Raw genomic sequence first — 11,665 nt, forward strand, 5'->3', positions numbered from 1 at the left:
GGGATGGGGAAACGATGCTGTTGGCGATCGACGTCGGGAACTCCCACACGGTGCTCGGGCTGTTCGACGGCGAGGAACTGATGGAGCAGTGGCGCGTCGCGACCGAGCCGCGCCGTACGGCCGACGAGTGGGCGGTGGTCCTCCAGGGCCTCATCGGCGCGGCCACGCTGGTGGAGCGCACCGACGTCGACGGGATCGCCATGTGCTGCACGGTCCCCTCGGTCCAGCACGAGATGCGGGAGATGTTCCGCCGGCACTTCGGCGACGTGCAGGCGGTCATCGTCGAGCCGGGGGTCAAGACCGGGGTCCCCATCCGCATGGACAGCCCCCGGGAGGTGGGAAGCGACCGGATCGTCAACGCTCTGGCGGCGGCGCACTCCTACGGGGGTCCATGCCTGGTCGTGGACTTCGGCACCGCGACCACCTTCGACGCGGTCAGCGAGAAGGGCGAGTACGTCGGCGGGGCGATCGCGCCGGGCATCGACATCTCGGTCGAGGCGCTGTCGCGCCGCGGCGCGCAACTGCACATGGTCGAGATCGTGAAACCGCGCGCGGTCATCGCGAAGAACACGACCGAGGCGCTGCGGTCCGGGATCGTCTACGGGTTCGCCGGGCAGGTGGACGGCATCGTCGACCGTATGGCGCAGGAGCTCGCCGACGACGCCGACTCCGTGACCGTCGTGGCCACGGGCGGGCTCGCCCCGCTCGTCGTGGACGAGTGCGAGACGGTGGACGTGCACGAGCCCTGGCTGACCCTGATCGGCCTGCGCCTGGTCTACGAGCGCAACGTGGGCTGAACCCGCCGTCCCGTGGGAGCGGACCGGGGCGCTGAAGGACACCGGGGCACGTGGTAGGGCGGATAGGATCGTCCCTGTGAGTGACGTGCTGGACGATTCCTACGACGACCTGCCCGAGCAGATGCGGGTCCGCCGCGAGAAGCTGGACCGCCTGCGGGAGAACGGGGTGGACCCCTATCCGGTCTCCTACCCCCGCACCACCTCCATCGCCGCGATCCGTGAGAAACACGGCGGGCTCGGGCCGGACACGGTCACGGGGGAGCGCGTCGGGATCGCCGGCCGGGTCATGCTGTACCGCACCGGGGGCAAGCTCTGCTTCGCCACCATCCGCGACGGTTCCGGTGACATCCAGATCATGCTGGCGCTGGACAAGCTCGGAGCCGACTCCCTGGCCGCCTGGAAGAGCGACATCGACCTGGGCGACCACGTCGGTGTCGAGGGCGAGGTCATCACGTCCAAGCGTGGCGAGCTGTCGGTCATGGTCGACTCCTGGCGGCTCACGGCCAAGTGCCTGCGTCCGCTGCCGGAGAAGCACAAGGGGCTCACCGACCCCGAGGCCCGGGTCCGGCAGCGCTATGTCGACCTGATCGTCAACCCCGAGGCGCGCGACATGGTGCGCCGTCGCGCCGACGCCATCCGCGCGCTGCGCGAGGGGCTGCACGGTCGCGGCTACGTCGAGGTCGAGACCCCGATGCTCCAGCAGGTGCACGGCGGGGCGACGGCGCGGCCGTTCACCACCCACATCAACGCCTACGACCTCGACCTCTACCTGCGCATCGCCCCGGAGCTGTACCTCAAGCGCCTGGTGGTGGGCGGTGTCGAGCGGGTCTTCGAGATCAACCGGAACTTCCGCAACGAGGGCGCCGACTCCACGCACAACCCCGAGTTCACGATGCTGGAGTTCTACCAGGCCTACGCCGACTACAACGTGATGGCCGACGTCACGCGCGAGCTCATCCAGGAGGCCGCGGTCGGCGCGTTCGGCAGCACCGTGGTGCGCCGTGGCGACCAGGAGATCGACCTCGGCGGCGAGTGGCCGTCGGTGACGCTTTATGGGGCGGTCTCCGAGGCGCTGGGCGAGGAGGTCACGCCGCGCACCCCCGTCGAGTCCCTGCGCAAGCTGGCCGACGCCCGGGAGATCGAGTGGAACCCGGCCTGGGGTCCGGGCAAGCTGGTCGAGCACCTGTTCGAGGAGCTCGTCGAGCACACCCTGATCCAGCCGACCTTCGTCCGCGACTACCCGTTGGAGACCAGCCCGCTGACCCGCCAGCACCGCGAGGATCCGCTCCTCACGGAGAAGTGGGACCTGATCGGGTTCGGTATGGAGATGGGCACCGGCTACTCCGAGCTGGTCGACCCGGTGGAGCAGCGCCGCCGTCTCACCGAGCAGTCCCTGCTGGCGGCGGGGGGCGACCCCGAGGCGATGCAGCTCGACGAGGACTTCCTGCGCGCGCTGGAGTACGCGATGCCTCCCTCGGGCGGTGTCGGGATGGGGATCGACCGTCTGCTGATGGCGTTCACGGGCAAGAACATCAGGGAAACGGTTCTGTTCCCGCTCGTGAAGCCGAACTGACCTTCCGGGGGGCGGTCGCGTGCCGGCGCGGCCGCCCCCGTCCATTACCCGCTGTGGTCCTGGCCACGTTTTGTCGCTGGCCAGCGGCGGCCAATATGGAAACCGCTGGCCAATGGGTCTGTCCCGACAGTCACTTTGAGAATACTCTTTGAATCCCCGGCGCACTGTTTACCGCTGTTGGGACGAAGAATATTTTCGCAGGTCAGCCCGCGTGTCGTAGGTTCTCTCGATGACCTGCCGTGACCCGGAAGAACCGTTTAGTCGCCCTGTGTAACCAAAAGGACCTTGACGCTCGCTGCTCATCCGCTTAGCGTTTCGAAGCGAGCGGAGAATTCCGCGTGTCTGTCGTAGCGGATCCAATAGACGGTGAGCAGGGATGGCTGACATCGGCTTCGGCGGTTTCCAGCATCCCTTGCCGGGCGCGCCCGCGCACGACCTGTCCGTCCCAGGTCGTCGTGATCGGCTCCCCGGGTCCTCGCCGCGCCGGCGCACCCGTTTCTGTGCCAGGGAAACGAGAGTGCCGGTGGCGGGCTGTGGACGCGGGCCGGTTGTCGAGCGTGTCCGTCGGGAGGTCTCGGCCTCGGCTTGTCCGGGGTCCCTGCGGCGACGAGTTGTTGTTCCGCACTCACCACGGATGAGGGAGGACGGAGTGGAACAGGCCACACTCGTACGTCACGTCGCCAAGGAGCCGAGCGTCTCGCAGCTTCGGGAGGGGATCGTCACCCCGCCCGCGCCGCGCGAGCCCGGTATCACCCCGGCCGGGAGTCAGCTTCCGGGACTGAGCGAGGACGAGATCCAGCTCTTGGCCGAGATCGCCACCGGAGTCACCACCGACGTCGCCGCCCGCCGGCTCGAACTGAGCGCTCGCACCCTGCGGCGCCGTCTGCGCTCGATCTGCGACCGTCTAGGGGTCAACACGCCGATCGAGGCCGTCGTGTGGGCGGCTCGTCGCCAACTCATCTGAGCAGCCCGGGCCTGATCGTCCCAGGACCGGCCGGCCATAGGGGGACCGGCCGGTAATCTGGGCCGATCATGTCCGTCGAACACGTGACCATCCGCCGTGCGCGGACCAGCGACGTCATCCACATCCGTCGTCTCGTCGACGAGTTCAGTGGGGAGGGGCGCGTCCTGTCCAAGAGCACGGTCAACCTCTACGAGGACATCCAGGAATTCCGGGTGGCCGAGGCCGACAACGGTGCCCAGCGCACCGTTGTCGGCTGTGGTGCCCTCCACGTTCTGTGGGAGGACCTCGCCGAGGTACGCACGGTCGCGGTGGACCCGGTGGCCCAAGGACACGGAGTGGGCCACCGGATCGTCGCCGAACTCCTGAGCACGGCCCGCGAGCTGGGGGTGCGCAGGGTCTTCTGCCTGACCTTCGAGACCCGGTTCTTCGGCCGGCACGGGTTCCGGCCGATCCAGGGCACACCGGTCTCCCCGCGCGTCTACGAGGAGCTTCTGCGCTCCTACGACGAGGGGGTCGCCGAGTTCCTGGACCTGGAGCGGGTCAAACCGAACACGCTGGGCAACACGCGCATGCTGTTGTCCCTGGACGAGGGGGCCTGACCCGACACGGGACAAGCCCCCTCGTCACAACAGACGGAGCTGGCGGTCCTTCGGCCGTCGCCGGGTCGCGGTCTCCTCGTCCACCGGCATCGTCAGCCGGGACGGAATCGCCTCCAGGAACGAGGACGCGGCGTTCTCGACACGAGACCCCCGGCGGGTCCGCCGGCGGGCCCGGGAAAGGTAGAGGCGCCGTCTGGCCCGCGTGAGGCCCACGAAGAACAGCCGGCGTTCCTCCGCGTCGTCGTCACGCTCCGCCCCGGGGAAGCGCAAGGGCAACAGCCCCTCCTCGCAGCCGACGAGGAAGACCACGGGGTACTCCAGTCCCTTGGCCGCGTGCAGGGTCAGCAGCGACACCCGGTCGGCGCGCGGATCCAGGGCGTCGACCTCGGCGCCCAGGGACAACTCCGCGAGGAAGCCCTCCAGGTCGTCGCCGCATCGCCGGGCCAGGGGCGCCAGGAGCTCCCCCGCGGTGCGGACGGACGTGGTCAGACCCGTGTCACCGTGGTGCCGATCGCACAGTGCGGCGACCGCGTTGCGCACGCGCTCCTCGACACCCGCACCGGCGACCCGCGCCAGCTCTCCGGCGACCATGCGCACCGCCGGACGCGCCGTCAACCGGTCGTGGGAACGCTTCTGGAACGGCACCCCGGCGTTGTCGAACGCGGCGGCGAGCGCCTCGCTCTGGGCGTCGGTGCGGTAGAGCACGCAGAAGTCACCGAAGGACAGCCCCTCCTCCCCGTCCTCCCCCACGCGCCCGCTGTCCAGCGAGTGCAGGGAGGTGCCGCCCAGCAGGCGGTCGATCGCCCGCGCGACGAACGACGCCTCGGCGCGTTCGTCCGCGGCGACGTGGATCCCGATCCGCGGCGGATCGGAGAAGTCCCCGACGGCCCGCAGCTCGCGGCCCGGCACCAGGGAGGCCGGCGCGATCGCCTGCACGGCGGCGTCCACGATCGTCGCGTTGGACCGGTAGTTGCGTGAGAGGCGGACGGTCCGCGCGGCCGGGAAGTCCTCGGTGAAACGCAGGAAGAAACCCACGTCGGCGCCACGGAACCCATAGATGGCCTGGTCGGGATCGCCGATCGCGGTGATGTCCCCGTCAGGGGCGGTGAGCAGGCGCAGCAGCCTGTACTGCGCGGCGTCGACGTCCTGGTACTCGTCCACGCCGATCCACCGCCAGCGGCGCCGGTAGCGCTCGACGAGCCCGTTGTCCGCCTCGAGCAGGCGGACCGGCAGGGCGAGCAGGTCGGTGAAGTCCACGAGGTCCTGTTCGCGGAGCCGCCGCTCGTAGGCGCCCGCCTCGCCCTCGTCGGCCGCCGCGGTGGCTCCTCGCGCCGTCGCCTCGTCACGGGCCTCCAGGAGGCGACGGGCCGAGGCCGGGGAGCCGGTCACCTCGGTGGCGACCTCCAGCCTCCGGGCGTCGTCGGCGACCTGGAAACGGGCGGACAGGCCGACGCGCTCGTACTGCTCGCGCAGGATGAGCGCGCCCAGGCCGTGGAAGGTCGTCACGGTCATCGACCGCGCCCGCGCTCCCACCAGGTCCGTCAACCGCTCGCGCAGCTCCTCCGCGGATCTCCGGGTGAAGGTGATCGCCAGGCACTGTTCGGCCGCCAAAGCGCCCTCGGTGACCAGATGGGCGATCCGGTGCGTGAGGGTGCGGGTCTTGCCGGTGCCGGGCCCCGCGATGATGAGCAGGGGACCGGGAGGGCTTCCGGCGGCCGCGCGCTGCTCCGGATCGAGGCCGGTGAGCAGGTTCGAGGAACGCAAGGGGGGCTCGTCGCCTTCCGCGGGAAAGAGCGCGGGCTCCCCCTCGTCGGTCCCGTCGTGGGCGAGCGGGTCCGCGTCGTCCTTGCCGGAGGGCCACGGCTCGGAGAACAGGTCGGCCGTGGTGTCGGAGAGGGGAGCGTCGGCACGCGCCGCCCCGGGGCCGTCGCGCCGGGTGGTGGGGCGCGGCCGCGTCCTCCCCTTCTTCGCGTCACCGGCGCGCCGTGCCTCCTTGGGGACGATCTCGTGCTCCTCGAACAGGGCGGGGGCGTTCGCCGAAGCGGTCAGCTCCTCGGGCCGGAACATCCGGATGACGCCGTACTCGCCGTCGTAACCGGCGTCCCGGATGACCTCGCCGCGCCGCAACCGGCCGATCGCCTCGCCCAGCAGTTCGCCGCCGACCCGGGTCACCTCGTCCAGGGGAACGGATTGCAGGATGCTCAGCTCGGGGCCGATCTCACCCACGAGCCGGGCCACCTCGCCGAGCACCCGCTTGCTCTTCGGACCGACGCCGACGATCTCGCTGACGATCTCGGGCAGGGGGACCAGGTTGGTGAATCCCGCGGCGCCCGGAACCTGATATCCCACGGGGCGGTCGGCGAGTTCGTGGACACGGTGGAAAACGCCCACGGTCAACGGCCGGCCGCACACGGGACAGCGGCCTCCGTGCTCACGGGTGAGTTCCGGTTCGAACCGAATGCCGCACTTGCGATGCCCGTCGAGGTGGTACTTGCCCTCTTCCGGAAAGAACTCGACCGTTCCCCGGAAGCCCTCGCCGGTTTCCAGCGACCTTCGGATGGCGTAGTAGTCCAGGTCGGTGTCGAAGCGGGTCGCCTCGCGAGCCAGCATCGGGGGTGAATGCGCGTCGGAATTGCTCACGAGGGTGTAGGAGTCGAGAGAAGACACCATCCAGTTCATCGCCGGGTCGCTGGAAAGTCCGGTCTCCACGGCGAAGACGTGCTCGGCCAGATCCACGTAACAGTCGGCGATCGCGTCGAAACCCGATTTGGATCCCAGCGCCGCGAACCACGGGGTCCACACGTGGGCGGGCACCAGATAGGAGCCAGGGTCGCTGGAAAGCGTGATCTCCAGCAGATCGCGTGAATCGAGGCCGAGGATGGGGCGTCCGTCGGAAGCGAGATTGCCGATCTTCGCCAAATCGGCCGTGATCGCCTCGGCAGCCGTCATGCTCGGGGCGTAGAGCAAATGGTGGACCTTGCGGGTGCGCTCGTCCCGCTTGTAGATGGTCGAGATCTCCACCGACAGCATGAAGCGAGGGAGGCGGCTACTGGCGGGAGGGAGGGTTCGGGCGATCTGTCGCTCGATTTCGGGCTTCAGCCGGAACAGGCCCGGCTCGGCCGGGACGAGTTTGGTGTGCAGCTCCTCGCGCCAGGCAGGGTGAGTGAAATCACCCGTACCGACCACGTCAATGCCCTTGCGGGCGGCCCACCAGGCGAGGTGTTCAAGGTCGCAATCCTTACTGCAAGCCCGCGAGTACTTGGAGTGAATATGTAGATCTGCGTGGAACTCCACGATCAGGCCCTCCCAATGCCCTCGATGTCGGACTCGCGGGCGCATACGCGATCCTCGCGTGGATGCCCGTTCCTTCCCGCTACGATGCCACGATCCCATGACCGGCCTGGCACGACCGCCAATGAGGGGCAGGCGAGAGCCGGTCCCGAGGGGCGCTCTGTGCAAAGTGCCCAAGAACCGGCCGGGTTCTGGTTCATCCCGCACATGGCGCGGGCCTGGGTGATCCAGTTCGATATTGCTGGATCCCTCTGTCTTCACGGAGGAAGGTTTCTCTTCGCCGAGAGGGGCCCGGTCCCTCATTATCGTCCGCCGGTCTTCGCGGATCCCTTGTCTTTAAGGGCTTCCGGCAAGTGGGACATACCGGTCCGCTAAGGGGGAGTGGGTTAACCCGGGAGGGGTAAAGGGGATCCGGCGCCCTCGGTGGACGGAACCGGATCACATGGTGTCTATGATGTCGAGGGCGTGTTAGTGGGGGGCGGGAGAGACCGGCTTGACGCGCGCGTAAGCTGGCCAGTACCCCCAGACGGGTAATTACTGCATAAAGTCACAACAAGGAAGGGGCCTGCGTTCGATGTGGGACGTATTGTCGGCGCTGCTCCCCCCTGCTGTTGTCGCGACGGTCTTCTGCACGTTCATCTATCGGCTGCTCCGTAAGGAGATGGCGCCAAGAACGTCGGATGGGCGGCTCGTCGGTTCTCCCGGCACCGCGTCGAGTACCGAGCCCGCGGCCGCCGATTCGGTGGCGCCGGTGGATACCGATGCCGTTACCGCCGAAGGCGGGGCAAAGGACGGGCAGGACTCCACGCCGGAAGTCACCGGTGCGGAGCGTGGCTCGACCGATCGCTAACTGGCAACGTTAGGGAATGGGGCGCGTCCCCAGCGTTATCGGTCCCGGCCGTCAGGCCGGGGCCGTATCGAGCCTTGGGGCCGAAAAACCGAGAGACGGCACCGGACCGGCATAGCGGGATGGCGACTTTCGCCGCGCCGAGAATTGTCTTTCCCGTTCTATCCGGTATAGCTTTATATTCAAGTGCTCATCGCACTGCTCTGCTGAAAGGTCTGTATCCATGGCGCAAAAGGTTCAGGTACTTCTCGTCGACGACCTCGACGGCGGCGAGGCGGAGGAGACCGTCTCCTTCGCCGTCGACGGCTCGTCCTATGAGATCGACCTCAGCGGCAAGAACGCGGCCAAGCTGCGCGACGCGCTCGCTCCGTTCGTCGAGGCTGCCCGCAAGGCGCCGGCGAAGAGCGGTCGGAGCAGCCGTCGCCAGCAGCGCAACGCCCCCAGCCGTGAGCGCAGCGCCGAGATCCGGGCGTGGGCCAAGGCTGCGGGCAAGCAGGTCAACGAGCGTGGCCGCATCCCGGCCTCGATCGTCGCCGAGTACGACGCCGCCCAGCAGCGCTAGGAGCGCTAGGCTCGTCTTCCTGCCGCGCCCGACCCGGCGCGAATGCGGTCTGCCGCGCACCCGGTAATCGGTTCTCGATCACCGACGGGACTTGTTCGCTGAGAGCAAATTCCGGCACGAACGCCCATCACGGCCCGTGCGTCCCCACCTGTTCGGGGGCCGCGGGCCGTTCGCTTGCGGCGTACTTGGAACATCGAAGGCCCGATTGGTAGTTGGATGAGGGTGAACGCCCTATCGTCGGGGAAAGTCTCTTGCACGGCCCGTGTGTGGACGGGACGTGTGGGATGTGCTCGCCGGGGCGCCGGCAAAACCGGTGGCGCGGTGGAGACGGGTGCGGGAGCGCCCTCCAGGGGGACTTTCTCCTTGAAGGGCCGATATGCGGAAAAGTGAGGGTCGGAACTTCCGTCCCTGCCTGACCGCTCTGTGAGGAGCGACGAGACATGTTCGAGAGGTTTACCGACCGCGCACGGCGCGTGGTGGTCCTGGCCCAGGAAGAGGCCAGGATGCTCAACCACAACTACATTGGTACGGAGCACATCCTGCTCGGCCTCATCCACGAGGGTGAAGGCGTCGCTGCGAAGGCTCTGGAGAGCCTCGGCATCAGCCTCGAGGCGGTCCGGCAGCAGGTGGAGGAGATCATCGGGCAGGGCCAGCAGGCCCCCTCCGGCCACATTCCCTTCACCCCGCGCGCGAAGAAGGTCTTGGAGCTCTCTCTGCGCGAGGCCCTGCAGCTGGGGCACAACTACATCGGTACGGAGCACATCCTGCTCGGCCTCATCCGCGAGGGTGAGGGCGTGGCGGCCCAGGTGCTGGTCAAGCTCGGCGCCGACCTCAACCGGGTCCGCCAGCAGGTCATCCAGCTCCTCCACGGCTACCAGGGCAAGGAGCCGCAGGCCACGGGTGCCTCCTCGGAGTCGACTCCGTCGACCTCCCTGGTGCTCGACCAGTTCGGCCGCAACCTGACCCAGGCCGCGCGCGAGAGCAAGCTCGACCCGGTCATCGGCCGGGACAAGGAGATCGAGCGCGTCATGCAGGTGCTGTCGCGCCGGACCAAGAACAACCCGGTGCTCATCGGCGAGCCCGGTGTCGGCAAGACCGCCGTGGTCGAGGGCCTGGCCCAGAAGATCGTCAAGGGCGAGATCCCCGAGACGCTCAAGGACAAGCAGCTCTACACGCTGGACCTCGGCGCGCTGGTCGCCGGCAGCCGCTACCGCGGTGACTTCGAGGAACGCCTGAAGAAGGTCCTCAAGGAGATCCGCACCCGCGGCGACATCATCCTGTTCATCGACGAGCTGCACACCCTGGTCGGAGCGGGTGCCGCCGAGGGCGCCATCGACGCGGCCTCCATCCTCAAGCCGATGCTGGCCCGCGGCGAGCTCCAGACCATCGGCGCGACCACGCTGGACGAGTACCGCAAGCACCTGGAGAAGGACGCCGCGCTCGAACGCCGGTTCCAGCCGATCCAGGTCGACGAGCCCACGATCAAGCACACGATCGAGATCCTCAAGGGCCTGCGCGACCGGTACGAGGCCCACCACCGCGTCTCCATCACCGACAGCGCGCTGGTCGCCGCGGCGCAGCTCGCCGACCGTTACATCAGCGACCGCTTCCTGCCGGACAAGGCGATCGACCTCATCGACGAGGCCGGTTCGCGGATGCGCATCCGCCGGATGACCGCCCCGCCGGACCTGCGCGAGTACGACGAGAAGATCGCCCAGGTGCGCCGCGACAAGGAGTCCGCGATCGACGCGCAGGACTTCGAGAAGGCCGCGTCCCTGCGCGACGACGAGAAGCAGCTGCTGGCCAAGAAGGCGCAGCGGGAGAAGGAGTGGAAGGCCGGCGACATGGACGTCGTCGCCGAGGTCGACGAGGAGCTCATCGCCGAGGTCCTCGCCACGGCCACCGGCATCCCGGTCTTCAAGCTCACCGAGGAGGAGAGCTCCCGGCTGCTGCGCATGGAGGACGAGCTCCACAAGCGCGTCATCGGCCAGGAGGACGCCATCAAGGCGCTCTCCCAGGCGATCCGGCGTACCCGCGCCGGCCTGAAGGACCCCAAGCGTCCGGGTGGGTCGTTCATCTTCGCCGGCCCCTCCGGTGTCGGCAAGACCGAGCTGTCCAAGACGCTGGCGGAGTTCCTGTTCGGTGACGAGGACGCGCTGATCCAGCTCGACATGAGCGAGTTCATGGAGAAGCACACCGTCTCCCGGCTGTTCGGCTCGCCTCCCGGCTACGTCGGCTACGAGGAGGGCGGTCAGCTCACGGAGAAGGTGCGGCGCAAGCCGTTCTCGGTCGTCCTGTTCGACGAGATCGAGAAGGCCCACACCGACATCTTCAACTCGCTGCTCCAGGTTCTCGAAGAAGGCCGGCTCACCGACGCCCAGGGCCGCAACGTCGACTTCAAGAACACCGTCATCATCATGACGACGAACCTGGGCACCCGGGACATCTCCCGCGGCGTCTCCATGGGCTTCGCCAAGGAGGATGACAAGAAGACCAACTACGACCGGATGAAGGCGAAGGTCGGTGAGGAGCTCAAGCAGCACTTCCGGCCCGAGTTCCTCAACCGCGTGGACGACATCATCGTCTTCCACCAGCTCACCGAGACCGAGATCATCACGATCGTGGACCTGATGATCGCGCGGCTGGACGAGCGCCTCAAGGACCGCGACATGGGTCTGGAGCTGCGCCCGGCGGCCAAGACGATCCTCGCCGAGCGCGGGTACGACCCGGTTCTGGGAGCCCGGCCGCTGCGCCGGACGATCCAGCGCGAGATCGAGGACGCGCTCTCGGAGAAGATCCTCTACGGCGAGCTGAAGGCGGGACAGATCGTCATCGTCGACGCCGAGGGCAGCGGCACGGACGCGAAGTTCACCTTCCGGGGCGTGCCGAAGCCGGCGTCGGTCCCTGACACGCCGCAGGTCGAGACCGCCGCGGGCAAGGGCGACTGAGGTCCCGTCCGCTTCGGGTGACGAAGGGGTGGCCGTAATGGCCACCCCTTTCCCGTGTCCACGAGCCGGTGCCCGCCGGCATCG

General features: G+C 68.3%; 8 protein-coding genes. 7 read left to right on the top strand and 1 reads right to left on the bottom strand.

Features of this window, described 5'->3' with window-relative positions; genetic code table 11:
• Positions 1–14 precede the first annotated feature (14 nt).
• The 4 genes from B5D66_RS19110 (at position 15) to B5D66_RS19125 (ending at position 3,933) form a co-directional block, all read left to right on the top strand.
• Complete coding sequence (locus B5D66_RS19110; RefSeq protein WP_078763160.1) at positions 15–797, top strand: type III pantothenate kinase; 783 nt, start codon at positions 15–17, stop codon at positions 795–797.
• A gap of 76 nt (positions 798–873) precedes the next feature.
• Positions 874–2,370, top strand: coding sequence for a bifunctional lysylphosphatidylglycerol synthetase/lysine--tRNA ligase LysX (gene lysX, locus B5D66_RS19115; protein ID WP_078763161.1), 1,497 nt, complete (start codon positions 874–876; stop codon positions 2,368–2,370).
• A gap of 649 nt (positions 2,371–3,019) precedes the next feature.
• Positions 3,020–3,334: a LuxR C-terminal-related transcriptional regulator gene (locus tag B5D66_RS19120; RefSeq protein WP_078763162.1), complete on the top strand. Its 315-nt coding sequence runs from the start codon at positions 3,020–3,022 to the stop codon at positions 3,332–3,334.
• Positions 3,335–3,402: 68 nt separating this feature from the next.
• Positions 3,403–3,933 (top strand): amino-acid N-acetyltransferase, encoded by a 531-nt coding sequence (locus B5D66_RS19125; RefSeq protein WP_078763163.1) that lies wholly within the window; start codon positions 3,403–3,405, stop codon positions 3,931–3,933.
• 24 nt (positions 3,934–3,957) lie between these two features.
• Here the strand turns inward: B5D66_RS19125 and B5D66_RS19130 are convergent, their stop codons facing one another.
• A complete protein-coding gene (locus B5D66_RS19130; RefSeq protein WP_078763164.1) occupies positions 3,958–7,227 on the bottom strand; it encodes a UvrD-helicase domain-containing protein in 3,270 nt (1,089 codons plus the stop codon).
• A gap of 571 nt (positions 7,228–7,798) precedes the next feature.
• Here B5D66_RS19130 and B5D66_RS19135 point away from each other — a divergent pair.
• From B5D66_RS19135 to B5D66_RS19145, 3 genes are all read left to right on the top strand, one after another.
• Positions 7,799–8,074, top strand: coding sequence for a hypothetical protein (locus tag B5D66_RS19135; RefSeq protein WP_078763165.1), 276 nt, complete (start codon positions 7,799–7,801; stop codon positions 8,072–8,074).
• A gap of 220 nt (positions 8,075–8,294) precedes the next feature.
• Positions 8,295–8,633 carry a histone-like nucleoid-structuring protein Lsr2 gene (locus B5D66_RS19140; RefSeq protein WP_078763166.1) on the top strand — a complete coding sequence of 113 codons (339 nt, stop codon included), beginning with the start codon at positions 8,295–8,297 and terminating at the stop codon, positions 8,631–8,633.
• 440 nt (positions 8,634–9,073) lie between these two features.
• On the top strand, positions 9,074–11,581 hold the full coding sequence (locus B5D66_RS19145) for an ATP-dependent Clp protease ATP-binding subunit (protein WP_078763167.1): 2,508 nt from the start codon (positions 9,074–9,076) through the stop codon (positions 11,579–11,581).
• Positions 11,582–11,665 lie beyond the last annotated feature (84 nt).

The sequence above is a fragment of the Marinactinospora thermotolerans DSM 45154 genome (genome assembly GCF_900167435.1).
Classification (GTDB): domain Bacteria; phylum Actinomycetota; class Actinomycetes; order Streptosporangiales; family Streptosporangiaceae; genus Marinactinospora; species Marinactinospora thermotolerans.

What these genes read in the sequence shown, in the direction of transcription:
- B5D66_RS19110 (WP_078763160.1), top strand. Translation starts at nt 15, where the DNA reads ATGCTGTTGGCGATCGACGTCGGGAACTCCCACACGGTGCTCGGGCTG.
- B5D66_RS19125 (WP_078763163.1), top strand. Translation starts at nt 3,403, where the DNA reads ATGTCCGTCGAACACGTGACCATCCGCCGTGCGCGGACCAGCGACGTC.
- B5D66_RS19135 (WP_078763165.1), top strand. Translation starts at nt 7,799, where the DNA reads ATGTGGGACGTATTGTCGGCGCTGCTCCCCCCTGCTGTTGTCGCGACG.
- B5D66_RS19140 (WP_078763166.1), top strand. Translation starts at nt 8,295, where the DNA reads ATGGCGCAAAAGGTTCAGGTACTTCTCGTCGACGACCTCGACGGCGGC.
- B5D66_RS19145 (WP_078763167.1), top strand. Translation starts at nt 9,074, where the DNA reads ATGTTCGAGAGGTTTACCGACCGCGCACGGCGCGTGGTGGTCCTGGCC.